At 55.2% G+C, this 25,124-nt stretch carries 26 protein-coding genes; 3 read left to right on the forward strand and 23 right to left on the reverse strand.

Going from position 1 to position 25,124, the window contains the following annotated elements; translation table 11 throughout:
* From ACLHV8_RS15305 to pdxB, 14 genes are all read right to left on the reverse strand, one after another.
* On the reverse strand, positions 1 to 717 hold the full coding sequence (locus ACLHV8_RS15305; RefSeq protein ID WP_410376978.1) for an ABC transporter permease: 717 nt from the start codon (positions 715 to 717) through the stop codon (positions 1 to 3).
* Positions 714 to 1,400 carry a histidine ABC transporter permease HisQ gene (locus ACLHV8_RS15310; protein ID WP_014832782.1) on the reverse strand — a complete coding sequence of 229 codons (687 nt, stop codon included), beginning with the start codon at positions 1,398 to 1,400 and terminating at the stop codon, positions 714 to 716. The genes ACLHV8_RS15305 and ACLHV8_RS15310 overlap by 4 nt, the downstream gene beginning before the upstream one ends.
* 88 nt (positions 1,401 to 1,488) lie before the next feature.
* A complete protein-coding gene (gene hisJ, locus ACLHV8_RS15315; protein WP_049005874.1) occupies positions 1,489 to 2,271 on the reverse strand; it encodes a histidine ABC transporter substrate-binding protein HisJ in 783 nt (260 codons plus the stop codon).
* 226 nt (positions 2,272 to 2,497) lie between these two features.
* A complete protein-coding gene (gene argT / locus ACLHV8_RS15320; RefSeq protein ID WP_028016218.1) occupies positions 2,498 to 3,280 on the reverse strand; it encodes a lysine/arginine/ornithine ABC transporter substrate-binding protein ArgT in 783 nt (260 codons plus the stop codon).
* A gap of 291 nt (positions 3,281 to 3,571) precedes the next feature.
* Complete coding sequence (locus tag ACLHV8_RS15325; protein ID WP_049005876.1) at positions 3,572 to 4,141, reverse strand: UbiX family flavin prenyltransferase; 570 nt, start codon at positions 4,139 to 4,141, stop codon at positions 3,572 to 3,574.
* An 89-nt stretch (positions 4,142 to 4,230) separates the two neighbouring features.
* Positions 4,231 to 5,748, reverse strand: a complete 1,518-nt coding sequence (gene purF / locus ACLHV8_RS15330) for an amidophosphoribosyltransferase (RefSeq protein WP_208594197.1) — start codon at positions 5,746 to 5,748, stop codon at positions 4,231 to 4,233.
* A 33-nt stretch (positions 5,749 to 5,781) separates the two neighbouring features.
* On the reverse strand, positions 5,782 to 6,270 hold the full coding sequence (gene cvpA, locus ACLHV8_RS15335) for a colicin V production protein (RefSeq protein WP_000262116.1): 489 nt from the start codon (positions 6,268 to 6,270) through the stop codon (positions 5,782 to 5,784).
* A gap of 165 nt (positions 6,271 to 6,435) precedes the next feature.
* On the reverse strand, positions 6,436 to 7,134 hold the full coding sequence (dedD, locus tag ACLHV8_RS15340) for a cell division protein DedD (RefSeq protein ID WP_028016215.1): 699 nt from the start codon (positions 7,132 to 7,134) through the stop codon (positions 6,436 to 6,438).
* Complete coding sequence (gene folC, locus ACLHV8_RS15345) at positions 7,124 to 8,392, reverse strand: bifunctional tetrahydrofolate synthase/dihydrofolate synthase (RefSeq protein ID WP_410376979.1); 1,269 nt, start codon at positions 8,390 to 8,392, stop codon at positions 7,124 to 7,126. The genes dedD and folC overlap by 11 nt, the downstream gene beginning before the upstream one ends.
* Positions 8,393 to 8,462: 70 nt before the next feature.
* A complete protein-coding gene (accD, locus tag ACLHV8_RS15350; protein ID WP_003861408.1) occupies positions 8,463 to 9,368 on the reverse strand; it encodes an acetyl-CoA carboxylase, carboxyltransferase subunit beta in 906 nt (301 codons plus the stop codon).
* Between the two features lie 154 nt (positions 9,369 to 9,522).
* On the reverse strand, positions 9,523 to 10,182 hold the full coding sequence (locus ACLHV8_RS15355; RefSeq protein ID WP_023312565.1) for a DedA family protein: 660 nt from the start codon (positions 10,180 to 10,182) through the stop codon (positions 9,523 to 9,525).
* A gap of 28 nt (positions 10,183 to 10,210) precedes the next feature.
* Entirely contained in the window at positions 10,211 to 11,023 is an 813-nt protein-coding gene (gene truA / locus ACLHV8_RS15360) for a tRNA pseudouridine(38-40) synthase TruA (RefSeq protein WP_128347385.1), read from the reverse strand.
* Entirely contained in the window at positions 11,023 to 12,036 is a 1,014-nt protein-coding gene (locus ACLHV8_RS15365; RefSeq protein WP_028016211.1) for an aspartate-semialdehyde dehydrogenase, read from the reverse strand. The genes truA and ACLHV8_RS15365 overlap by 1 nt, the downstream gene beginning before the upstream one ends.
* 67 nt (positions 12,037 to 12,103) lie before the next feature.
* Entirely contained in the window at positions 12,104 to 13,240 is a 1,137-nt protein-coding gene (pdxB, locus tag ACLHV8_RS15370; RefSeq protein WP_108090841.1) for a 4-phosphoerythronate dehydrogenase PdxB, read from the reverse strand.
* Positions 13,241 to 13,353: 113 nt separating this feature from the next.
* Here pdxB and flk point away from each other — a divergent pair, with 113 nt between their 5' ends.
* The gene (gene flk / locus ACLHV8_RS15375) at positions 13,354 to 14,358 is read left to right on the forward strand and encodes a flagella biosynthesis regulator Flk (RefSeq protein WP_208594196.1); all 1,005 of its coding nucleotides are present in this window, start codon (positions 13,354 to 13,356) and stop codon (positions 14,356 to 14,358) included.
* 42 nt (positions 14,359 to 14,400) lie between these two features.
* Here the strand turns inward: flk and ACLHV8_RS15380 are convergent, their stop codons facing one another.
* Positions 14,401 to 15,579 carry an MFS transporter gene (locus ACLHV8_RS15380; protein ID WP_049005888.1) on the reverse strand — a complete coding sequence of 393 codons (1,179 nt, stop codon included), beginning with the start codon at positions 15,577 to 15,579 and terminating at the stop codon, positions 14,401 to 14,403.
* Between the two features lie 208 nt (positions 15,580 to 15,787).
* Entirely contained in the window at positions 15,788 to 17,005 is a 1,218-nt protein-coding gene (fabB, locus tag ACLHV8_RS15385) for a beta-ketoacyl-ACP synthase I (RefSeq protein ID WP_028016207.1), read from the reverse strand.
* Positions 17,006 to 17,163: 158 nt separating this feature from the next.
* On the opposite strand from fabB, the gene mnmC reads away from it, so the two are divergent.
* Positions 17,164 to 19,161: a bifunctional tRNA (5-methylaminomethyl-2-thiouridine)(34)-methyltransferase MnmD/FAD-dependent 5-carboxymethylaminomethyl-2-thiouridine(34) oxidoreductase MnmC gene (gene mnmC / locus ACLHV8_RS15390; protein ID WP_208594195.1), complete on the forward strand. Its 1,998-nt coding sequence runs from the start codon at positions 17,164 to 17,166 to the stop codon at positions 19,159 to 19,161.
* 45 nt (positions 19,162 to 19,206) lie between these two features.
* On the opposite strand, the gene ACLHV8_RS15395 is transcribed toward mnmC, so the two are convergent.
* Genes ACLHV8_RS15395 through prmB form a run of 6 tightly spaced genes read right to left on the reverse strand, consistent with a single transcriptional unit; the run spans position 19,207 to position 23,758 of the window.
* A complete protein-coding gene (locus ACLHV8_RS15395; RefSeq protein ID WP_028016205.1) occupies positions 19,207 to 19,485 on the reverse strand; it encodes a YfcL family protein in 279 nt (92 codons plus the stop codon).
* Between the two features lie 13 nt (positions 19,486 to 19,498).
* Positions 19,499 to 20,044 carry an elongation factor P hydroxylase gene (locus tag ACLHV8_RS15400; RefSeq protein ID WP_049005892.1) on the reverse strand — a complete coding sequence of 182 codons (546 nt, stop codon included), beginning with the start codon at positions 20,042 to 20,044 and terminating at the stop codon, positions 19,499 to 19,501.
* Positions 20,041 to 20,853, reverse strand: coding sequence for a sulfite exporter TauE/SafE family protein (locus ACLHV8_RS15405; protein WP_028016203.1), 813 nt, complete (start codon positions 20,851 to 20,853; stop codon positions 20,041 to 20,043). Before ACLHV8_RS15405 ends, ACLHV8_RS15400 begins: the two co-directional genes overlap by 4 nt.
* A complete protein-coding gene (gene mepA / locus ACLHV8_RS15410; protein WP_208594194.1) occupies positions 20,853 to 21,677 on the reverse strand; it encodes a penicillin-insensitive murein endopeptidase in 825 nt (274 codons plus the stop codon). Before mepA ends, ACLHV8_RS15405 begins: the two co-directional genes overlap by 1 nt.
* 2 nt (positions 21,678 to 21,679) lie before the next feature.
* Positions 21,680 to 22,765: a chorismate synthase gene (aroC, locus tag ACLHV8_RS15415; RefSeq protein ID WP_208594193.1), complete on the reverse strand. Its 1,086-nt coding sequence runs from the start codon at positions 22,763 to 22,765 to the stop codon at positions 21,680 to 21,682.
* Positions 22,766 to 22,825: 60 nt separating this feature from the next.
* Positions 22,826 to 23,758 (reverse strand): 50S ribosomal protein L3 N(5)-glutamine methyltransferase, encoded by a 933-nt coding sequence (gene prmB / locus ACLHV8_RS15420; RefSeq protein ID WP_008502612.1) that lies wholly within the window; start codon positions 23,756 to 23,758, stop codon positions 22,826 to 22,828.
* A gap of 145 nt (positions 23,759 to 23,903) precedes the next feature.
* Here prmB and smrB point away from each other — a divergent pair, with 145 nt between their 5' ends.
* On the forward strand, positions 23,904 to 24,455 hold the full coding sequence (gene smrB, locus ACLHV8_RS15425) for an endonuclease SmrB (protein WP_410376980.1): 552 nt from the start codon (positions 23,904 to 23,906) through the stop codon (positions 24,453 to 24,455).
* A 48-nt stretch (positions 24,456 to 24,503) separates the two neighbouring features.
* Here the strand turns inward: smrB and sixA are convergent, their stop codons facing one another.
* Complete coding sequence (gene sixA / locus ACLHV8_RS15430) at positions 24,504 to 24,989, reverse strand: phosphohistidine phosphatase SixA (protein ID WP_208594192.1); 486 nt, start codon at positions 24,987 to 24,989, stop codon at positions 24,504 to 24,506.
* Positions 24,990 to 25,124 lie beyond the last annotated feature (135 nt).

Genomic DNA, 25,124 nt, shown 5'->3' on the forward strand with positions numbered 1-25,124 from the left:
TCAGTGCGTCGAAGAAGGTTTTATATGCTGCAACCAGCGTTTTTCAGCCTTACGGAACAGGCTAATCAGAACATAAGAGATAATTAAATAGAGCACCGCCGCAATGCCAAACGCGGTAAACGGCTTATAGGTCGCGGAGTTAATATCGCGCGCAATTTTAAGCAGATCCGGCACCGTCGCGGTAAAGGCGAGCGCGGTGGAGTGCAGCATCAAAATCACTTCGTTACTGTACGCCGGTAGCGCGATACGCAGTGCCGACGGCAGAATAATGCAGCGGTAAAGTTTCACTGACGAGAAACCGTACGCGCGCGCCGCCTCGATTTCACCGTAAGGCACGGAACGAATTGCCCCCGCGAAAATCTCGGTGGTATAGGCGCAGGTATTGAGCGTCAACGCCAGCACCGTACAGTTCAGGCCACTGCGGAAGAACGCATTCAGCATCTCAGTGCCTTTTACGATCTCAAGCGTGTACATCCCCGAATAGAACACCAGCAGCTGCACGTACAGCGGTGTGCCGCGAAACACATAGGTAAACAGCCAGATCGGGAACTGGATATATTTATTGTTCGACACGCGGCCAATGGCAAGAAACACCGCCAGAATTCCGCCCATCACCACGGAGGAGATCAGCAGCCAGAGCGTAATCGCCACGCCGGTAAAGCGATAGCCATCTGTCCACAGCAGCGATTTCCAGTATTCCTGAATAATCTCAATCACAGGTCAGCCCTCTTCACACCCACGGAGTAGCGACGCTCGAGCAGAAGCAGCACACCATTGGAGACGGTCGTAAAGACCAGATAAATCACGCCACAGACCACCGCAAAGTAGAACGGCTCCCAGGTGCTCTTGCCCGCCAGCTGAGTCGCTTTAACGACGTCTTCCAGACCGAGCAGCGAGACCAGCGCCGTCGCTTTGAGGATAACCTGCCAGTTGTTACCGATACCCGGAAGCGCATAGCGCATCATGGCCGGGAACATGATTCGGCGAAACGTTTGTGAGGAGGTAAAACCAAATGCGGTTGCCGCCTCAATGTGACCTTTCGGCACGGCCATGTAAGCACCGCGGAAAGTTTCAGTGAAGTAGGCTCCGTAGATAAAACCGAGGGTGATAATACCAGCCACCATCGGGTCAATATCAATTTGTCCCATGCCCATCGCGTCCGTCACGCTGTTCAGCGCAATCTGCAGACCGTAGAAGATAAGCAGCATCAGCACCAGATCGGGAACACCGCGAATGAGCGTGGTATAGCCTTCAAAAATCAACGCCAGTGGTTTGTTAGCTGAAAGCTTCGCACCGGCACCCGCCAGACCTATCAGCACCGCCAGCACCACGGAGCTGATCGCCAGCTCAAGGGTGACAAGCGCGCCCTGTAAAATAACGCCAGAAAATCCGTACAGCATACCGCGAGCCCTGTCGTATCGTGAGTGGTGGAACCGTGTCTTTTCCCCTCCCACTGCGGGAGGGGCCGCACGTTATTTGACGGGGCGATTAGCCGCCGTAAACATTAAAATCAAAGTATTTTTTCGCCAGTTTGTCGTACGTGCCGTCAGCGCGCATTTCGGCAAACGCTTTGTTCAGCGCTTCACGTAATTCGTTGTCTTCTTTACGCAGGCCCATACCGGTGCCCACGCCAAACAACTTCACATCCTTAATGGACGGACCGCCAAACTTGTAATCTTTACCCACCGGCGTCTTCAGGAAGCCTTCGCTCGCCGCGACTTCATCCTGGAATGCCGCATCAATACGGCCTGCCGTCAGGTCAGCATAGATATTTTCCTGGCCCTGATAGGAGACAATTTCAATCCCTTTCGGTGCCCAGTGTTCGTTACCGTAGGTTTCCTGCGTGGTGCCCTGCAGCACGCCGACGCGTTTGCCTTTCAGCGACTCCAGCGTTGGTTGAATGTCAGACGATTTCGCCACCACCAGACGGGAATCAGCCGCGTAGAGTTTGTCCGTGAAGGCAATCTCCTGCTGGCGTTTTTCGGTGATAGAGAGTGAGGACATAATCACGTCGATTTTTTTGGCTTTCAGAGAAGGGATCAACGCGTCCAGTGGGTTTTCAACGTAGGTACATTCTGCTTTGATGCGTTTGCACAGCTCATTGGCCAGATCGATGTCAAAACCAACCAGTTCACCCTTAGAATTCTTTGACTCGAATGGCGCATAGGTAGGATCGGTACCAATACGAATTTTCTGCGGAATGGCTGCGAATGCCGCGGTGGCGCTGGAAAAAGCCAGTACCAGAGATAGTGATAACACGAGTTTTTTCATATCTGTCCTCAACAAACTGTCTTCATACGGGATTTTTACGACGACGGGGTGGTGCTAATGTGCCATCAATCCCCTCTGACAGGCAAAGATTAATGCCCTTCAGCTGGGATTTTTTGCATTATAAATGCGTAAGTATGCACAAAGCGATCCAATACAGTGCAACAAATGCACTGCATTGGGTCAACCGCTCCCGTAACGCACCTTTCTGGTGCGTTACCGTCAGGTGTTATTCACCGTATACGTTGAAGTCGAAGTATTTCTTCGCCAGTTTGTCGTAAGTACCGTCTTTACGCAGCTCTGCGAACGCTTTGTCAAAGGCGGCTTTCAGCTCGGTATCATCCTTACGCAGGCCAATACCGGTACCGTCACCAAAGTACTTTTTGTCCTTCACTGACGGGCCTGCAAACGCGTAGTCTTTACCCGCAGGTTGCTTCAGGAAGCCTTCGCTTGCGGCCACTTCATCCTGGAATGCCGCATCCAGACGACCTGCTGCCAGGTCAGAATAAATCAAATCCTGGTTCTGGTACGCGACGACGTCTACGCCCTTCTCACGCCAGTTTGCATTGGCGTAACCTTCCTGAGTTGACCCCTGAAGCACACCGACATGCTTGCCTTTCAGCGAGTCAATGGTTGGCTTGATAGGGGAACCTTTCTGCGCAATCAGGCGAGAATCCGCAGCGTAGAGCTTGTCAGAGAAGGCAATCTCCTGCTGACGTTTTTCGGTGATGGAGAGAGAAGAGATAATGGCGTCGATTTTCTTGGCTTTCAGCGACGGGATTAACGCGTCAAAGTCGCTGCCCACCCATGTGCATTTCACCGCAATGCGTTTGCACATCTCATTTCCCAGATCGATATCAAACCCCACGAAATCGCCTTTCGCATCTTTGGAAGAGAATGGCGCGTAGGTTGCGTCTGTACCGATACGAACTGTCTGTGGAAGCGCTGCGTAGCTACCTGCTGCCGCACTTAACCCCACGAGCAAAGACAGAGCCAGAACCGTCTTCTTCATACATTTACCCTCAAGTACCGTGATTTTATTATGTATTGTGTTGTGTGTTGTGTTGCAGGCTTCATCTTGCAGGTCTTATGCCACATTGCCGTCTGGTCAAAACTTCGACGTTAAATATGTTAATAAAACGTTGCGATATTGCCTTAATGGTGAAAGATAGCAGGTCTGCCGAACGAACCGGAGAGAGAAAAAGGGAAAAAACGAATTAAATGTCGAGGATATGATCGCCGTTGCATAATTGCCCTGAAACAGGGCAACGACTCTTTTCATGCACTCTGTTTGTGCACAGAATCAGGCCCCTTGCCAGCGGGTGAAGAGGTCTTCAGGCAGGTCGATATCAAACTGATCCAGTACACGGTTAACGGTCTGGTTAATCACATCATCCAGTGAGACAGGACGATGATAAAACGCCGGCACCGGTGGCATGATCACCGCCCCCAACTCGGCGGCCTGCGTCATTAAACGCAGGTGGCCCAGATGCAGCGGCGTTTCCCGCACACAAAGAACCAGAGGGCGGCGCTCTTTCAACACCACATCTGCCGCGCGCGTCACCAGCGTGTCGGTATAGCTGTTCACAATGCCGGAGAGCGTTTTAATAGAACAGGGCAGGATAACCATGCCGGCGGTTTTAAATGAGCCTGAGGAGATGCTGGCGGCGATATCGCGGGCATCGTGAACGACATCTGCCAGTGCCTGAACGTCACGCAGGGAGAGATCGGTTTCCAGAGAGAGAGTCTGCCGCGCCGCCTGACTCATCACCAGATGGGTTTCGACTTCCGCTACGTTACGCAGAACCTGTAACAGCCGTACGCCGTAAATCGCGCCACTGGCACCGCTGAGCCCAACAATGAGTCGTTTCATGATTTTCGCCCTTACTGATTTCAGGGCAGACTGTGCAGGATTTTGCGGGGAGTTGCAAGTGAGGGCGAATACCCTCACTTGCAGAGACATCAACCTTCGTTGTGCATCTCTAAACTTTCGAGATCGTTTTGCAGCTGGACGGCTTTCGCATCGTCGTTGCGCAGCGAATCCAGATAGTCGAGGTACTTCTGGTCAACATCTTTGGTCACGTAGACGCCGTTGAACACGGAGCACTCGAACTGCTGAATCTCTGGGTTCTCAGCACGCACTGCGTCGATGAGATCGTTCAGATCCTGGAAAATCAGGCCGTCGGCACCGATGATCTGGCGAATTTCGTCCACTTCACGACCGTGGGCAATCAGCTCGTTAGCGGTTGGCATATCAATACCATACACGTTCGGGAAGCGAATTTCTGGCGCTGCGGAAGCCAGGTAGACTTTCTTCGCACCCGCTTCGCGCGCCATCTCGATAATCTGCTCTGAGGTAGTGCCACGGACGATGGAGTCATCCACCAGCAGAACGTTTTTGTCGCGGAATTCCGCGCGGTTGGCGTTCAGCTTGCGACGCACGGACTTACGGCGCAACTGCTGGCCCGGCATGATGAAGGTGCGGCCAACGTAGCGGTTCTTCACAAAGCCCTGACGGTACGGCTTATCCAGAATGCGGGCGATTTCCAGGGCGATATCGCAGGAGGTTTCCGGGATAGGAATAACGACGTCGATGTCGAGGTCATCCCACTCGCGGGCAATTTTCTCACCCAGCTTCGTGCCCATGTTTACGCGTGCGCTGTAGACAGAAATCTTGTCGATGAACGAGTCCGGACGCGCGAAGTACACGTATTCGAACAGGCACGGATTACTGACCGGGTTATCTGCACACTGGCGGGTAAACAGCTGACCCTTCTCAGTAATGTAGACCGCTTCACCCGGGGCTACGTTACGCAGGAATTCGAAGCCCAGGGTATCCAGCGCCACGCTCTCAGAGGCAACCATATATTCGGTACGACCATCGCCAAGGTCGCGCTTGCCGAGCACCAGGGGACGAATGCCGTTTGGATCGCGGAAGGCCACCATGCCATGACCGATGATCATCGCCACGCAGGCATATGCGCCGCGGATCTGGCGGTTTGTGGCAGCAATAGCAGCAAAAATGTTGTCTGCTTCCAGCGGGTAGTGACGGAAATTATCCAGCTCGCTGGCGAACACATTGAGCAGGATTTCAGAATCAGAGGTAGTGTTAATGTGGCGACGTTTCTCTTCGAACAGCTTTTTACGCAGCTCGTGCGCGTTGGTCAGGTTGCCGTTATGGGCAAGGGTAATGCCATACGGTGAGTTGACGTAGAAAGGCTGTGCCTCAGAGGCGCTGGAACTGCCAGCAGTAGGATAACGAACGTGACCGATCCCCATATTACCTTGCAGACGCTGCATATGGCGGGCTTCAAACACATCGTTTACCAGGCCATTCGCCTTACGTAAACGGAAGCAGTTGTTTGCATCAATGGTGATGATACCCGCAGCATCCTGCCCACGGTGCTGAAGCACCGTTAACGCGTCATAAATCGACTGGTTTACCGGCATGAAACCGGCGATACCGACAATACCGCACATTCGTCTTTTCCTCGTTAAGCCACATCTCAGGGTTTATGCCCTGGGCAAAAAACTCGACGAGCTTTGCAGATAGTCAAAGAACCATCTGATGATGAAGCTGAACTCTGGAATGAGCTGCGATTTCTGCCAGTCTTCACTTTTGGAGAACCCGGTGAAGGTATCCAGGAAGAACAAGATCGCGGCTACAATCAGTACGCCTCGTAATGCACCGAAACAGATCCCGAGCACCCTGTCCGTTCCTGACAGACCGGTTTTCTCGACCAGCTGACCTATCACGTAATTCACGATAGCGCCGACAATCAGCGTCGCGATAAACAGCACCGCGATAGCGATTCCATTTCGGACCAGTTCATCTTCAAAGCCCGTGAACCAGACAGACAGGTAAGTGTAGTAATGACTGGCAACAAAGAAAGCACAACCCCATGTCACCAGCGATAACGCTTCACGAACAAAGCCACGGATCAGGCTAACCAGACAGGAAAAACCAATCACCGCAATGATGGCGTAATCAATCCAGACCATATGTGTCCCACGATTTAACGCCCTGTCATCCAGTTCGGGGCGAATTCTAACAGAAAAAGAAAACGTTTGCGTAGGGATTTCCTTCCCGCGCGTAAATAAAAAAGGCGCTGAAAAAATGTTCAACGCCGTGGCCTATCGCCTCTCTCTTTCAGGAGCAGGTCGTACTTAGTTAGCGCTGTAGCTCATCACTACACCACTCAGACCGGAGATCTGCTTCAGCTCGCCGAGCGAACCTTTCAGTTTGTCTTTAGACGCCTCTGGCCCCACGAGGATACGGGTAATTTTACCCTGCACCGGCGTGGAAGGTGAAGTGTAAACACGATACCCCGCACTGCGCAGTTTCCCCACCACCTCATTGACTTTATCCGCATTTTTCAGCGCACCAAGCTGCACAACGTAAGCTTTGCCCGTTGGGGCTGCGGCTTCTTGCTGAGCCGGTTTCGCTGGTGGAGCTGTCTCTGAAGCAGCGGCCAGCTGTTCTGCTGTCTTATCGCGCTGTGGTTTCGGCTGTGGTTTGTCGACCGGCTTCGGTTTTTCAACAGGTTTAGGCTGCTCTACCGGCACTGGGTCGATCTCATTGTTGCTTGTTGCCGCCAGACGGGACGGGTCGAGCGACGGTGCTGCAGCATCGCCCGCACGAACCTCTTCTGCCGCACCTTCCGGTGGTTGAGCAGGAAGTGCTTGCGTCGCCGCAGGCAGCATATCCGGCTCATCGCGGTCACCCGGTTTAGGGACCAGCGGAATAGCGGCAAACTCATCCTGATAATGCTTTTTCTGCCCGTCGAGCAGACCCGGGAGGATAATCACCCCGAGCGCGACCAGCACAATGGTTCCTGTTAAACGGTTCTGAAACTTACTCGCCACCGGTTCTCCCCGCGTCCATCACTTCCATGACATGTGCTACGGTGTGGAATGAGCCACACACCAGCACGGTATCTTCTGGTTTAGCATCCGCCATCGCGGCATGCCAGGCCTGGGCCACGCTATTGTAGATTGCGCCTTTGCCAAGATGTTCCATCAGTTGCTCGGCTGTTGCACCACGCGGCCCCTCCAGAGGAGCACAATACCAGCTATCGACCACACTCTCCATGCAGGCCAGCGTCCCGCCGATATCTTTATCATGAAGCATACCGATAACTGCCAGTACGCGCCCGGTTTTTGGTAACGATTTAAGACGTCCGGCAAGATAAGCCGCCGCATGTGGGTTATGAGCCACATCCAGAATGAGACGTGGTGACTCGCTGACGATCTGGAAACGCCCGGGCAGAATCGCGTTCTGTATACCATCGCGGATCGCCTGCTCGCTGACCGCGAGGCCGCTGGCGCGCAGTGCTGCCAGTGCCGTTGCCGCGTTAGGTTGTGGCACCTGCGGCAGAGGCAGGTTGTCCAGCGCGCCCTGTGCATCGCTAAAGCACCAGGCGTTGTCACGCACTTCATACTGCCAGTCAACGCCGCGGCGCAGCAGACGCGCGCCCTTCTCGTTTGCCACGTCAGCGATGGTGTGTGGCATATCCGGCTCGCTGACCACGGCGGGCTTATCTGCGCGGAAAACACCGGCCTTCTCGCGGCCAATGCTTTCACGGTCCGGTCCCAGCCAGTCGGTATGATCCAGCGCGATGCTGGTGACCACCGCCACATCTGCATCCACCATATTGGTGGCATCAAGACGCCCACCCAGTCCGACCTCAAGGATCACCACATCGAGTTGCGCCTGCTTGAACAGCCACAGCGCCGAAAGCGTTCCGTATTCGAAATAGGTTAATGAGATCTCACCGCGCGCGGCTTCAATTTCCGCGAACGAGGTCGTATGTGCCGATTCCGGCAACTCGCTGTTCTGCACGCGAACCCGTTCGGTATAGCGTACCAGGTGTGGAGAGCTGTAAACGCCAACCTTATAACCCGCAGCCATCAGAATGGATTCCAGCGTACGGCAGGTCGTCCCTTTACCGTTGGTGCCCGCGACAGTAAAAACGAAAGGCGCAGGTTTCAGCACATCAAGACGCGCAGCGACCTGGCTTACGCGCTCAAGGCCCATATCAATGGTTTTGCTGTGCAGGTTTTCCAGATAAGAAAGCCACGCGGCCAGGGGCGACGTGGCTTGGGGAATGCTTTTATTTTCCATGATGCCCGGTTGTCATTAACAGTTTAGAAAGCAAAAGGGCAGCGCCAACCGGCCCTGCCCTTTTCAGTTATCAGGCCTCGGGTTCCTGATCCGGTACCACCACGCCTTCGCGCGGCTCATCCGGGTTTGGCGCTGGCAGGTTCATCAGCTTCGCCAGAATGCTCGCCAGCTTCAGGCGCATTTCCGGACGACGGACGATCATGTCGATGGCACCTTTTTCAATGAGGAACTCACTGCGCTGGAAGCCCGGCGGCAGTTTTTCACGCACGGTCTGCTCAATAACGCGAGGACCTGCAAAGCCGATCAGCGCTTTTGGCTCAGCGATGTTCAGATCGCCCAGCATCGCGAAACTAGCGGAGACGCCACCCATGGTTGGGTCGGTCAGCACAGAGATGTAAGGCAGACCACGCTCCTGCATTTTTGCCAGTGCAGCAGAGGTTTTCGCCATCTGCATCAGAGACATCAACGCTTCCTGCATACGCGCACCGCCAGAGGCAGAGAAGCAGATCAGCGGGCAGTTGTCTTCCAGCGCCTGCTCAACGGCACGAACAAAACGCGCACCCACCACTGAACCCATTGAGCCGCCCATAAAGGAGAACTCAAACGCAGCAGCAACAACCGGCATCTCATGCAGGGTGCCCTTCATGACGATCAGCGCGTCTTTCTCGCCGGTCTCTTTCTGTGCAGAGGCCAGACGATCTTTGTATTTTTTGGAATCGCGGAACTTCAGCACGTCTTTTGGCTCAAGCTCGCTACCCAGTTCTACCAGAGAACCTTCGTCCAGCAGGCTATGCAGGCGGTTACGCGCCGACATACGCATGTGGTGGTCACACTTCGGACACACCTCTAGGTTGCGTTCCAGCTCTGCGCGATACAGAACCTGGCCGCAGCTATCACACTTCGTCCATACCCCTTCAGGAATGCTCGCTTTGCGCGTTGGGGTAATGTTGCTTTTAATTCGTTCAATCCAGCTCATTGATAACCTTTCTGCCTGAACCTGGTCGTATGCCAGTTTTGCTATAAGAGGCGAATAATGCCATTTTTGCCTCCAACAGACCATGAATGTTGCACATTAAAACATAACAGCCCGAAACTTTGGATAAAAAAGTGGTCGAACCGCCAGTGTGCATTTACTTCGCTTGTTTCGCCGCCGCACGTTTGTGACGAATAATTTCAATCACGCCCGGCAGTACAGAAAGCACAATAATCGCTACAATCAGTAACTTAAGGTTTTCCTGAACCACCGGAAGATCGCCAAACAGGTAGCCTGCATAGGTAAAGAGCAGAACCCACAGCAGCGCGCCAACCACGTTGTATGCTGCAAAGTGACGATAGGACATATGTCCCATTCCCGCCACAAACGGTGCAAATGTACGCACAATAGGCACAAAACGCGCAAGGATAATGGTTTTGCCACCATGGCGTTCATAAAACGCATGGGTCTTGTCTAAATAGCTACGACGGAAAATTTTCGAGTCCGGATTACTGAAAAGCCGCTCACCAAATACTCGCCCAATCGTATAGTTGACCGCATCACCAATAATGGCGGCAATCACCATCAGCACAACCATCAGATGTACATTCAGATCATTGGTCGGTAACGCTGATAACGCCCCGGCGACGAACAGCAGCGAATCCCCGGGTAAAAACGGGGTGACGACCAGACCGGTTTCACAGAACAGAATGAGGAACAGAATAGCGTAAACCCAGACGCCATATTGCGCGACAAGCTCTGCCAGGTGAACATCAATATGCAGGATGAAATCAATCAAAAAACGAATTACGTCCATATTGTTTAAGCCCTAATTGCACCTTTGTTTAGTCCGCTAAAAATAGCGGGCCCATTGGCGGTTTCGGCAGGTCAAACCGATCCGGATAGTCTACCGAGACCAGATACAACCCCTCCGCTTTCGCCGTGGCTGCCGCAAGCGTTCTGTCCTTCGCTGCCAGCAGTTCAGCAATCCAGCTCTCCGGCTGGTGTCCGGCACCCACTTCCATCAGGCTGCCCACAATATTCCGTACCATATGATGTACAAAGGCATTGGCTTTGATATCCACCACCACATAAGCGCCAAAACGGCTGACGTTTATGTGCATGACATTACGCCACGGCGTGCGGGACTGACACTGCACCGCACGAAACGACGTAAAGTCATTCTCACCAATCAGACATTGCGCCGCACGATGCATACGTTCAGCATCAAGCGGTTCATAAAAATGCGTCACACCCTGGCTTAACACCGCTGGACGAAGACGTTGATTGTAGATGACATAACGGTAGCGACGCGCCGTGGCGCTGAAGCGCGCGTGAAAATCATTCGGCACAGCTTTCACCCAACGAACAGCAATGTCACCAGGTAAATTCGCATTTACACCCAGCGTCCAGGCAGCATCTTTACGCACGGCTGTGGTTTCAAAGTGAACCACCTGCCCCGTGCCATGAACACCCGCGTCCGTACGGCCCGCGCACAGGACGTTAATTGGCTCGTTTGCCACCTGAGAGAGCGCTTTTTCCAGCTTCTCCTGGACGCTGCGCACCTCATTCTGACGCTGCCAGCCATAGTATTTACTGCCATCGTACTCAATACCGAGGGCAATTTTATGAACTGGCTTTTGATCCACGTCTGACATCAGTACAGGTACTCCTGTACCAGTTTTTCAGCGATTTTGACCGCCATCAGCGCACCGCCGAAACGAACGTTGTCAGCAACGGACCAGAACTGCACCTGCTCCGGCATACCGTAGTCGTTACGCACGCAGCCAACGGAAAGATGCGCGCTACCGGTGGCATCGCCCACCTGGGTCGGGAACTCGCTCTCTTCGGAAAGCACAATGTCTTCCCCACGACCAAACGCATCGCGCGCTTCTTCTGCCGCCAGCGGACGCAGCGCTTCAAAACCTACCATCTGCGCGTGACCGTAGAAGACCGGGGACTGCACGACGTTCGCGGAGATCATCAGGCCGTCGTCCTGCAGAATTTTACGAACTTCATCGACGATCCGGCGCTCTTCGCGCACGGAACCCTCTCGATCGGGCAGCAATGGCAGCATGTTGAACGCCAGCTGACGACCAAAGAAATCGTCTTCGTCAATCGGGATACCGTTCAACAACTTCGCGCTCTGACCGGCCAGCGCATCGACGGCCTTTTTGCCATTTGCGGAGGCGGACAGCAGACTGGTGACAGTAATACGCGACAGGCCGCCGTCGTCGATAAGTGGTTTCAGAGCGGTCAGCAGCTGGCTGGTCAGGCTGTTTGGTACCGCGATGATATTGCGATTACGGTAATCAGCCAGCACAAACGGGTTCACGTCCGGCACCACCAGCGGCACATCCGGCTCCATGGAGAACAGACCGCTCAGGTCGATCACCAGGCAGCCCGCGTTGGTCGCCTCTTCAATGTATGCAGCAGTGGCTTCAGCACCCGCGGCGAAAAATGCCAGCTGCGCCTGCGTCCAGTCGAACGCTGCCGCATCCTGAACCATCACGGATTTACTGTTGAAACGCAGATGCTCACCCGCGCTATCGGTACGTGCCAGCGCATAGATATCGCCCACCGGGAACTGACGCTCAGCAAGGGTTTCGAGCAGGGCTTCGCCCACGGCACCCGTGGCACCTAAAATGGCAATGTTCCAGCCTTCAGACATGGTGGTTTACTCCAGAAATAAAAAAGCGTCCCTGTCGGAGTATCCGACAGGGAGCATTAAGAAGACATTAATGCGCCGGGTGATGAACGGCGTTAAAACCCAGTTTATGCAGTAGCGTTGCAGCCTTTGCGTCATCGCAAATCACATACAGAGAGGACCACTCACGGCGCTCAACATAGTTTTTGCGCAGCTTGTCAAACTCACCCGGGATCCCCGCCACCTTACGCAGTAGCGCATCATCGCGGCGCACATCATACACCAAATGCACCAACCTTTTCAGCGTCGCCTGATCGAGCGGACCATGCAGCGTAATGCGGCCAAATTCAGGTGCAGGCAGTAAGGTATCCAGCGCGACCTGCTGCGGATGCCCAATAAAGGCACTGTAGGCTTCGAAGACCTGAGTCGTGCCGCGCGCTTTCCCCTCGAGGGTGTAACCGGCGATATGCGCAGTACCCACGTCCACCTTGTTAAGCAGCTCAACGTTGAGATCCGGCTCTGGCTCCCAGACGTCCAGCACCACGCTGAGGTCTTGTCCATCATTCAGACATGTCAGCAGCGCGGCATTATCCACCACCGGACCGCGGCAGGCATTTATCAGAATAGTGCCAGGTTTCAGACGACGGATCAGGGCTTCGTCGGCAAGATGCAGCGACTTATACGGCCCTTCTTTAAACAATGGCGTGTGGAAAGTGATCACATCGCACTGTTCAACCAGTTCATCCAGCGGGCGGAAATCCCCTTCCTCACCGTTGTCTTTGCGCGGAGGGTCGCACAGCAGAGTACGAATACCCAACGCTTCCAGACGTTTTTGCAGGCGTCCGCCCACATTACCCACACCGACAATCCCTACGGTACGATCCTGCAGCGCAAAACCGTCACGCTCGGCAAGCATCAGCAGGGAGGAAAAAACGTATTCCACTACAGCAATGGCGTTACAGCCCGGCGCGGCGGAAAAACCGATCCCCGCCTGCTTAAGCCATTTGTCATCCACATGATCGGTCCCTGCCGTTGCGGTCCCGACGAACTTAATCGCTTTACCGGCGAGCAACGACTCATTTACTTTGGTCACCGAGCGCACCATCAGCGCATCTGCATCATCCAGTTCGTTAACCGGGATTGGACGACCAGGGACAGCCTTAACGTTACCCAGGCGGCTAAACAGCTCACGGGCATAAGGCATATTTTCATCAACGAGGATTTTCACGTCTGAGTACCTGTTTGAGAGGAAGAAAACCTGCCAAGTGTGCCATAATCTGGCCGCCAGGCATATACGTATGCCTGGTTTACGCTGAGTTTTGACTTTAAGGATTTTTGACGATGCAGCCCATTTCAGGTACGCCGCCACGCCCTCCGGGTGAAGGCCCTGTCACGCCGAACGTTGCCGGTGAACAACCGCTATCCACACAACAGCGCACCGTGCTGGAGCGACTGATCACGCGCCTGATTGCGCTGACGTCACAGCAAAACGCGGAAGTCTGGGCCGGGGTTAAGCATGATTTAGGTGTCCGGAACGATGCACCGCTGCAGTCGCGCCATTTCCCTGCGGCCGAGCAAAATCTGAATCAGCGTATTACCGCCGCACAGCAAAATCACACCACCCGGCAGATTGTCTCACAGCTCACCGAGCTGTTAGGCCAGGGTAATAACCGACAGGCGGTCAGTGATTTCATTCGCCAGCAGTTTGGCCAGACCACCCTGAGTCAGCTGACGCCAGAGCAGTTGAAAACCGTGCTGACGCTACTGCAAACCAATCAGCTGACCATCCCGCAACCGCAACAGCGTCCGTCAACCGAGCGTCCGCTGCTGCCTGCTGAACACAATACACTGAACCAGATGGTGACCAAATTGGCCGCCGCCACCGGCGAGTCAACGAAGCTAATCTGGCAGTCGATGCTGGAGCTTTCCGGCGTGAAAGCGGGCGAGCTGATCCCGGCGAAACAGTTTACCCATCTGGTGACCTGGCTACAGGCCCGTCAGACGCTGAGTGCCCAGAATACCCCTACCCTGCATACGCTCCAGGCGGCACTGAAACAGCCGCTTGAGCCGCATGAGTTTGAGGTGATTCGGGATTACGCCCAGCAGACCTGGCAGGCCACGCCGCAAACGGTACTGACCACCGCGCAGGTGCAGGATTTGCTGAATCAGATCTTTATCCGCCGCGCCGAGCGTGAAGGCGGCGTGCCGGAAGTCAGGGATATTCAGCCGATCTACAACCCGCTGTTTGCACCGGTCGTGGAGACCTTCAGAACGCTGTCTGCCCGTCCGGGGCTGTTGTTTATTGCGCTGATGATTGCGCTGGCGATTTTCTGGCTGGTTGCCTGAGGTTTTGCCCGGTGGCGCTGCGCTTACCGGGCCTACAACGGCTCAAGTCCTGCGAAACGCCACCAGCGTCACAATAATCCCAACCACCGCAGAAACCGCTCCGGCCAGGAACACTGACGGATAGCCAAACGAAGTGGCTAACAGCCCCGCCAGCGGCCCAGTGACACCGTATGAGATATCCTGAAACGCCGCATAGCCGCCCAATGCTGTACCACGCACCTGCGGGGCAACACGCTTCACGACTTCAACGCCGAGCGCCGGGAAGATCAGTGAACAACCGCAACCGGTGAGTGCTGCGCCGATCAGTGCAACAGAAGCGACCGGTGCGTTCCACAGTAGCAACAAGCCAACGGTTTCTATCATCAGCGACGCTACCGCCACTTTCACACCGCCAAAACGATCCGGCATCCAGCCGAACAGCACTCGCATCAGCACAAATGCGCCGCCAAAGGCAGTGAGGGTAAAGCCCGCCATCGCCCAGCCACGACTCATGAAATACAGCGAGACGAACGTACCAATCACCGCAAATCCCACGCCCTGCAGTGCCAGACCAAGACCCGGCTGCCATATTTGACCAACCACGCTCCACAGGGAAGGACGCTCCCCTTTATGGGCAGGTACTTTACGGACCGAACCGTTAAACGCCCACGCCAGGAGCGGTAACAGCATGGTGGTGGCAGCCAGCGCCGCAAATCCAAACTGGCTATTGATCAGCAGTCCAAGCGGTGCGCCCGCGGCCAGCGCGCCGTAGATGGCCATACCGTTCCAGGACATCACTTTTCCGGAACGCGCAGGCCCCACAAGACCCATACCCCAGGTCAGGGTACCGGTCAGCAGCTGGCTTTCACCAAAGCCGAGGATTAAACGGCCCAGCACCAGCAGCGCAAATTTATACGCGGCGTCGACCGGCAGGAGAGCAGCCAGCAGCCACGCACCACCTGCCAGCCCGCAGGCAAACATCCCCTGCAGTGCGGAACGTTTAGCACCGTGCTGATCCGCCAGACGACCGGCGTATCCACGCGTTAATACCGTGGCTAAAAACTGAATGCCCACGGCAATGCCGACCATGGTGTTGCCATAGCCCAGTTCCTGATGAACGAACAGCGGGATCACCGGCAACGGCAGGCCAACGGTCATATAGGTCAGAAATACGGCAAAGGCGATGCGGAACAACGAGACGTTCGCTGAAGGGGTTGTTTCTGTTTGAGTTATTGCAGTCATGCTTTACTCCGAAATGAAGAGTAAGGCGGGGAAATGCCACGCCCCCTCTACCTGATTATCAGGATTAAGGTGCGTTGGTTGACGTTAAACGCTTACGCATTATCGTGAGGATAATGTTGAGTGGTGAAGTTTGCCTGTCAGATCAGCCAGTTGTCAATGCATAATAAAAGGGAGCCTTATGGCTCCCTTTCTGAATCAAACATAAAACTTATGCTTTCAGCTTGCGCATCACCAGCGTGGCGTTGGTGCCGCCGAAACCGAAGCTGTTGGACATGACGGTGGTCAGCGTCGCGTCCATTGGTTTGGTCACGATGTTCAGGCCAGCAGCCTGCTCGTCCATCTCTTCGATGTTGATGCTTGGGGCGATAAAGCCGTTTTCCAGCATCAGCAGAGAGTAGATCGCTTCCTGCACGCCAGCCGCACCCAGAGAGTGTCCGGTCATCGCTTTGGTCGCGGAGATTGCCGGGCTGTTGTCGCCGAAGACTTCACGGATTGCACCCAGCTCTTTCACGTCGCCTACCGGAGTAGAGGTACCGTGGGAGTTCAGGTAGTCGATTGGGGTATCAACACCGTGCATCGCCATCTTCATGCAGCGTACCGCGCCTTCGCCAGATGGCGCAACCATGTCAGCGCCATCAGACGTTGCACCGTAGCCCACGATCTCAGCATAGATGTGCGCGCCACGTGCCAGCGCATGTTCCAGCTCTTCAACCACAACCATACCGCCGCCGCCAGCGATAACGAAACCGTCACGGTGCGCATCATAGGTACGAGATGCTTTATCCGGGGTTTCATTGTACTTGGTGGACAGTGCGCCCATCGCGTCGAATTCACAGGCCATTTCCCAGCCCAGCTCTTCGCCGCCGCCAGCAAATACGATGTCCTGTTTACCCAGCTGGATCTGCTCAACAGCATTACCGATGCAGTGTGCAGACGTCGCACACGCGGAGCTGATGGAGTAGTTCACACCGTGAATTTTGAATGGAGTCGCCAGGCACGCGGAAACCGCGGAACCCATGGCTTTAGTTACCACGTACGGACCTACCGCTTTCAGACCACGCGGGCTGCGCATTGCGTCAGCACCGAATACCTGCGCTTTTGATGAGCCGCCGGAACCGGCAATCAGACCCACGCGCGGGTTGTTCTGATAAACCTCTTCACTCAGGCCGGAATCTTTGATCGCTTCCTGCATGGAGAGATAAGCATAAATAGAGGCATCGTTCATGAAACGAACCACTTTGCGGTCAATCAAACCGGTGGTGTCCAGTTTGACGTTACCCCATACGTGGCTGCGCATACCTGAATCTTTAAACTCTTCAGAGAAAGTGATCCCGGAGCGTCCTTCACGCAGAGATGCCAGGACTTCCTGCTGGTTATTACCGATGCTGGAGACAATGCCCAGGCCAGTAATCACTGCACGTTTCATTCAATACCTCTGTAAGTCGCACTATAGTAAGTTTCGAGTCGCACAATAGCGTACACTTGTACGCCGAACAAGTCCGATCAGCCATTTTCTGCGGAAATTTGCACCGATGGGCTCACATCGTTAAGATCGTGCCACTGCCTGTCAGACGAGTAACTTACGTGAAACAAAATGCTATACAACCCGCCAACCTCGAATTCAACGCTGAGGGTACACCTGTTTCCCGAGATTTTGATGACGTCTATTTTTCTAATGATAACGGACTGGAAGAAACCCGCTATGTTTTCCTCGACGGAAACCAGCTCAGCATTCGCTTCCCTGTACATCCGCGGAATCTGTTCGTGGTCGCCGAGAGCGGCTTCGGTACCGGGCTGAATTTTCTGACCCTCTGGCAGGCGTTCGATCAGTTTCACGCTGCACACCCTGAGGCTACGCTACAAAGATTACATTTCATCAGTTTCGAAAAATTCCCGCTCACGGCGCACGATCTGCGGCTCGCCCATCAGCACTGGCCAGAACTTGCACCGTGGGCAGAGCAGCTTCAGGCGCAGTGGCCGCCTCATATTGGGGGCTGTCACCGTTTACTGTTGGACGGCGGACGCATCACACTGGATCTGTGGCTTGGCGACATCAATGAACTGACCGATAAGCTCGATGATTCGATGAATCAGAAGGTAGATGCATGGTTCCTGGACGGCTTTGCGCCTGCCAAAAACCCGGATATGTGGAGTCAGCATCTGTTCACCGCGATGGCGCGGCTGGCGCGCCCGGGTGCAACGCTCGCTACCTTTACCTCGGCAGGATTTGTCCGCCGGGGGTTGCAGGAAGCGGGCTTTACCATGCAGAAGACCAAAGGTTTTGGCCGCAAGCGCGACATGCTGGTCGGCAGGATGGATCAGACGCTGGACATTCCCGCTCAGGCGCCCTGGTTTGCACGCCGCGCCAGCGCATCGCGCGAAGTGGCGATAGTCGGCGGAGGGATCGCCAGCGCCCTGCTTTCTCTCGCCCTTCTCCACCGGGGCTGGCAGGTGACACTCTACTGTGCTGACGAGACGCCAGCAAGGGGGGCTTCCGGCAACCGTCAGGGGGCGCTCTATCCCCTTTTAAGCGCTCACGATCCCGCACTGAGTCAGTTTTTCCCGGCAGCCTTTATCTTCGCTCGTCATCTGTATGACGCCCTGCCAGTGGCATTCGACCATGACTGGTGCGGCGTGACCCAGCTCGGCTGGGATGAAAAGAGCCAGCAAAAAATCACGCAGATGCTGTCGCTGGATCTGCCTGACGAAATTGCCCGCGCGGTAAGTACGCAAGAGGTGGCAGACACCGCTGGCGTGGACACCGGCTGTGGAGGCATTCAGTATCCGCTCGGCGGCTGGCTGTGCCCGGCGGAACTGACCGCGGCGGTCATTGCTCTGGCACAATCGCGCGGACTGACGGCACATTATGCTCACAAGGTTGAATCGCTGAGCCGCACAGATCGCTGGAATCTCCGTTTTGCCGATGGTAAAGAGGCGAGCCATGCCAGCGTTGTGCTGGCAAACGGGCATCACATCAGCCAGTTTATCCAGACAGAGACGTTGCCGGTTTATCCGGTCGGCGGCCAGGTGAGCCATATCCCGACCGCGCCCGAACTGAGCAAGCTGCGTCAGGTGCTGTGCTATGACGGCTATCTGACGCCGCAAAACCCGTCTAACGGCCATCACTGCATCGGCGCCAGCTACCATCGTGGCGAAATGGATATGCACTACAGCGATGCGGACCAACAGCAAAACCGCCAGCGACTGATTGACTGTTTCCCGGATGCTGCGTGGGCGAAAGAGGTTGACATCAGCGAGGGGGAAGCGCGCTGCGGCGTGCGCTGCGCCACCCGCGACCATCTGCCTATGGCGGGTAACGTACCGGACTATGAAGCAACACTGGAGGCTTATCAGGATCTTGCGGAAAACAAAGATACTGCAGTGAGTGCACCGGTGTATCCGGACCTGTTTATGCTGGGTGGGCTAGGCTCGCGGGGATTATGTTCAGCGCCATTGCTGGCTGAAGTACTGGCCGCGCAAATGAGCGAAGAGCCGATTCCGCTGGACAGGGTTACGCTTGCAGGGCTTAATCCAAACCGACTGTGGGTACGGAAACTGCTGAAGGGGAAAAAGGTTAAGTAGGCTGTGGTCTGGAGCCCTCTCCCTGCGGGAGAGGGCTGAAAACAATTACTTCGCTTTCGCCTGCTGGAACAAATTGTCCCACATACCCAGCACCAGTGACTGATCGCGCGGAGAGAGTTCTCCTGCCTGAATAGCTTTCTCCAGGCTGCGGGTCACTTCATCATGAACGGCCTCGGCAGTGTGATCGTCCCCGGCCTCCAGCTCAGCAACGGCTAACGTCAGGTGACCACGCAGATAACCGCTGGCGAACAGCTCATCATCACTGGCGTGTTCCACCATGTCATCAATTAACGCCAGAATGCGTGATTCAAATTCTGCGATCATCTTCTTTCCTCAGTTAAAGATCTTCCGGCCAGGGGAAGCATTCCGCCGCGATCGCCGGCGTGTGGTAATAATTCTGTAAAGCCTCGATCAGACGCGCCGGACGTTCCGGAATGCCTTTCTCAAGATATTCCATCACCTGCGCATGAACGCGGCGCTGGAACACGATACGGTCTGGCTCGAAGTCGCCTTCGAGGTTGTCACAGCTCACGTTGAACGGGAAACCCGCCGCGATGCAGAATAACCATTCCAGCGCCTGCGGTTTAACCTCAACATCTTCAAACTGCCCCTGCGTTGCGGCGTCACGTCCGTCCGGGCAGTACCAGTAGCCGAAGTCCACCAGCTCGCGACGCGCTTTTCCGGCGATGCACCAGTGCGAAATCTCGTGCAACCCGCTGGCGTAAAAACCGTGAGCAAAGACGATGCGGTTATACGGCACGTCAGCATCTGCGGGAAGATAGATCGGTTCGTCGTCGCCTTTAATCAGACGGGTATTAAAATCGTCAGCAAAACAGCCGTCAAAAATCTCAATCAGCTGTTCGTATTTATGCGTACTGTTCATGAGTGCATCCCCAACCAGGTGAGGATCTCCTGTCCATGGCTGTCATAAAGAAGTTTGGCGCTCATTACCGCCGAGACGATAACAATCATTGGGCGGATAAGTTTTTGTCCTTTGCTTAACACCAGACGCGAGCCTGCACGCGCGCCCAGGAACTGCCCCGCCATCATCACAAACCCGGTTGCCCAGATAACCTTGCCCCCGATGATAAACAGCAACAGGCCACCAAGGTTTGAGGTCGCGTTGAGCACTTTGGCATGGGCAGTGGATTTGGCAAGGTTAAACCCAGCTAGCGTCACGAACGCCAGCGCATAAAATGAACCGGCGCCCGGGCCGAAGAAACCGTCGTAAAAACCCACACAGCCACCGGCAATCAGAGCAAATGGCAGACCGTGCAGACGACGCTGGCGATCTTCTTCACCGAGTTTTGGCATCAGCAAGAAGTAAAGCCCGATGCAGATGACCAGAATCGGCAGGATCTGGCGCAAAATATCGGACTGCACGTGCTGGACCAGCAGCGCGCCCGACGTCGAGCCGATAAAGGTCATCAGGATATTGAGCTTCTGATCGGCAAGGCTCACCACCTTACGGCGGATAAAATAGAGCGATGCCGAGAGTGAACCGCCGCAAGCCTGCAGCTTATTCGTGGCCAGAGCCTGAGCCGGGCTCATGCCCGCCGCCAGTAGCGCGGGTACGGTTAACAGCCCGCCGCCGCCCGCAAGAGCATCGATAAAACCGGCCAGCATGGCCACAAAGAACAACACCACCAGCAGCAGCGGCGACACCATAAACAGATCGACGAAATTATCCATTAAAGTACATGCTCATCCAGTAGCGCCTGGCAGGAAGGCGGCAACGGAGGCGGTGTCTTCTTCTCAGGCTTAGAGGTTCCAGGTTTGGCTGGCTCAAACCAGCTTTGCAGTTCATATCCGCAGCCATCGCCCGACGGCGGTAGCGGCTGATCTTCACATTCCAGGCTGTTCGCCGGGCAGCGCAGACGCACGTGCATGTGCGCACGGTGCTGGAACCACGGGCGGACTTTGCGCAGCCAGTCGCGATCGGTTCCGGCATCCAGGCAGAGCTGCTGTTTGATAGCCGGGTTGACGAAAATCCGCGTGACGTCGTTATCTTTTGCCGCCAGCTTGATCATGCTGGATACGTCCCGCGTCCACAGTGACGGCACAACGCGCTTGCCGTCGCTCGCCACCAGATCCAGCGCCTGCGGTTTCAGCAGTTGGGCGGAGGTCCAGCGCGTTTTCGGCAGCTGCAGGAAGATATCGACGTCCAGCCCTGTCTGGTGACTGGCGTGCCCACTGTTAAAACGACCGCCGGCAGGCATCCCCATATCGCCAATCAGCATCGTGCCCAATCCCAGGTTATGCACCTGGTTTCCCAGACGCTGGATGAACAACACCAGATCCGGGTGACCGAAATAACGACGCTGATCGGTACGCATCACCTGGTAGGTATCGGACTGCAGCGGAAGCTCCTGGGCACCGACGATACAGCCGTTCGAAAAGGCACCAATGGACTGCGCGCTCCCCGCCACCGGGTGGGTGATTTTTTGCCATGGCGTCGCGGCCAGACTGGCTCCGCTGGCGAGCAGCGCCAGCAGAGCAATTGCGGTCTTTTTCATGTTTACCAGCGTGGAATGGTGGTCGTCACATCCGCATTCTGCGCGCGCTGGCGCAGGAAGTGATCCATCAGCACGATAGCCAGCATCGCCTCGGCGATCGGCACCGCGCGGATCCCCACGCACGGATCGTGACGTCCTTTGGTGATCATCTCAACTTCTTCGCCATCGCGGTTAATCGTATGGCCCGGCACGGTGATGCTGGAGGTCGGCTTCAGTGCGATGTTGGCAACAATCTGCTGCCCGCTGCTGATCCCACCGAGAATGCCACCCGCATGGTTGCTCTGGAAACCAGCTTTCGTAATTTCGTCGCGGTTCTGACTGCCACGAAGCTGAACCACGTCAAAACCGTCGCCAATCTCTACACCCTTAACCGCGTTAATGCTCATCAGCGCGTGGGCGATGTCGGCGTCGAGACGGTCAAATACCGGCTCACCCCAGCCAGCCGGGACGCCGTCCGCCACCACGGTGACTTTCGCTCCAATGGAGTCGCCCTCTTTTTTCAGGCCGCGCATCAGTTCGTCCAGCGCCTCCAGCTTGTCGGCATCAGCACAGAAGAACGGGTTCTGTTCAACCTGCTCCCAGTCCTTGATGGCCAGCGGAATGTCGCCCATCTGGGTCAGACAGCCACGGATCACAATGCCAAACTTCTGCTGCAGGTATTTCTTGGCAATCGCCCCTGCGGCCACGCGCATCGCGGTTTCACGCGCGGAAGAACGTCCACCGCCGCGATAGTCACGGAAGCCGTATTTTTGCTCGTAGGTGTAGTCGGCATGGCCTGGGCGGAACACGTCCTTGATAGCACCGTAGTCCTGAGAACGCTGATCGGTGTTTTCGATCAGCAGACCAATGCTGGTCCCGGTGGTACGGCCTTCAAAGACGCCGGAGAGAATTTTAACCAGGTCCGGCTCGCGACGCTGCGTGGTGTAGCGAGAAGTGCCCGGACGACGACGGTCGAGGTCGTGCTGTAAATCGGCTTCGGTCAGTTCGATGCCTGGCGGGACGCCGTCAACGATACAACCCAATGCCAGCCCGTGCGATTCACCAAAAGTGGTCACACGGAATAACTGTCCAATACTGTTTCCTGCCATCACGGCTCCGATGTTGTTGTTTGTGTTTGAGCGTTGTGAAACGGGCCGAAGCCCGCTGGATTAATCTTTATAGATACTGAAGTGTTCACGCGCGTCGAGCAGCTGCGCTTTGGTCAGCATAAAGACGCCGTCACCGCCGTTGTCGAACTCAAGCCAGGTGAACGGCACATCCGGGTACTGCTCTATCAGATGTACCATGCTGTTGCCTACTTCACAAATCAGAACACCGTCGTCGGTCAGATAATCCGGCGCGCAGGCCAGGATGCGACGCGTCAGCTTCAGGCCGTCAGAGCCTGACGCCAGACCCAGCTCCGGCTCATGGCGATATTCGTTCGGCAGATCGGACATGTCTTCCGCATCAACGTACGGCGGGTTAGTGACGATGAGATCGTATTGCAACGTTGGCAGGTCGCGGAACAGATCGGAGCGAATTGGCGTAACGTGGTGAATCAAACCATGTTCTTCAATGTTGTGCTCGGTGACAGCCAGCGCGTCGGTGGAGATATCCACTGCGTCCACTTCCGCTTCCGGGAAAGCATACGCGCAGGCGATGGCGATGCAGCCACTGCCGGTACACATATCCAGAATGTGTTGCGGCTGATGGCCGATCAGACCTTCAAAGTGGTTATTAATCAGCTCGCCAATTGGCGAGCGCGGCACCAGCACGCGCTCATCGACATAAAACTCGTGGCCGCAGAACCAGGCTTTGTTAGTCAGGTAGGCGACCGGAATACGCTCGTTCACGCGGCGGATCACACGTTCAACAATGCGGTGTTTTTCGCTTGAGGTCAGGCGCGCGGTACGCATGTCTTCAGGAATATCCAGCGGCAGATAGAGAGACGGCAGCACCAGCTGAACAGCCTCATCCCACGGGTTATCGGTACCGTGACCGTACCAGATATTGGCGGCACTGAAGCGGCTAACCGACCAGCGCAACATGTCCTGTATGGTATGCAGCTCGTTTACTGCTTCATCGACAAAAATTTTATCCACTCTTTCCTCCAGGGCATGCTCGCATAATTTTCGGCGGCTAGTTTGCCATGAAGACGGCGATAAATCAGCAATGACGCGTGCCGCTTGAGGTTAAAAAATGCGTTTAGTCGGTTACACTATCGGAAATACGAGATGAGAATGACAAATGAAAAAGAAAACATCGCTCAGCGAGGAGGATCAGGCGCTCTTCCGACAGCTGATGACCGGGACGCGTAAAATCGCGCAGGACACTATTGTCCATCGCCCACAGCGTAAAAAAATCAGCGAAGTACCGGTCAAACGGCTGCTGCAGGAGCAGGCGGATAACAGCCACTATTTTTCAGATGAATTTCAGCCGCTGCTCAATACGCAAGGGGCGGTGAAGTATGTTCGTGAAGACGTCAGCCATTTTGAGCTGAAGAAATTACGCCGTGGGGATTATTCACCCGAGCTGTTTCTCGATCTGCATGGTTTGACGCAGATGCAGGCGAAGCAGGAGCTGGGAGCTTTAATTGCGGCCTGTCGCCGTGAACATGTTTTTTGCACTTGCGTGATGCACGGCCACGGCAAACATATTCTCAAGCAACAAACACCCCTGTGGCTGGCTCAACATCCGCACGTGCTGGCTTTTCATCAGGCACCCAAAGAGTACGGCGGAGATGCCGCATTGCTGGTGTTGATTGAAGTAGAAGAGTGGCAGCCGCCAGAATTACCCTGACAGAACAGCGGGAAGCATGCTCTGCTCCCCGCTATAGCACACGTCACATCAGATCGCTTTTGCCATCTTCAGGTTGCACGGACTCATCTGCCAGTTGAAGGTACCTCTGCCCGTTTCGTCGAGAGTGACATTGGCAATGGCGGAGGTAGTGAACATCGGCGGAGTCTCACCCGGGCAAAGCTCAGATACCAGATAGCCAACCAGTGGCAGGTGGGAAATGACCAGCGCGGAAGCGACACCTTCATTGTACAGCTCCTGAAGATAAGCGCTGACAAGGCCTACATCGCCACACGGGGTGAGTTCAGGGAGAACATCCACACTGGCAGGCAGGTTCATACACTCCCCTACCATGTCCAGCGTCTGTTCTGCACGCAGGAACGGACTCACCAGAACGCGCTCGATGTCCACTTTTTGACCTTTAAGCCAGGTCGCCATCAGACGAGATTCGTCGCAGCCACAGACGGTCAAAGGACGTACTGAGTCACTGGCGGCATCGAGTGCCGCGTCGCCGTGACGCATGATAAAAACTTGCATATTGCACCGCTTTTGTTAACCAGAATCACCGGCGTTAACTACCCGCGATAACTGCTGAGAGGTAGAAAACCCGATGGCCGGGCATTGTGCCTGATCCATTCGGTGAATGAAACGCTGTTTTTTACCTCAATGGCG

Source organism: Enterobacter sp. CPE_E863 (assembly GCF_046521465.1).
In the GTDB taxonomy this organism is placed as follows: Bacteria; Pseudomonadota; Gammaproteobacteria; order Enterobacterales; family Enterobacteriaceae; genus Enterobacter; species Enterobacter adelaidei.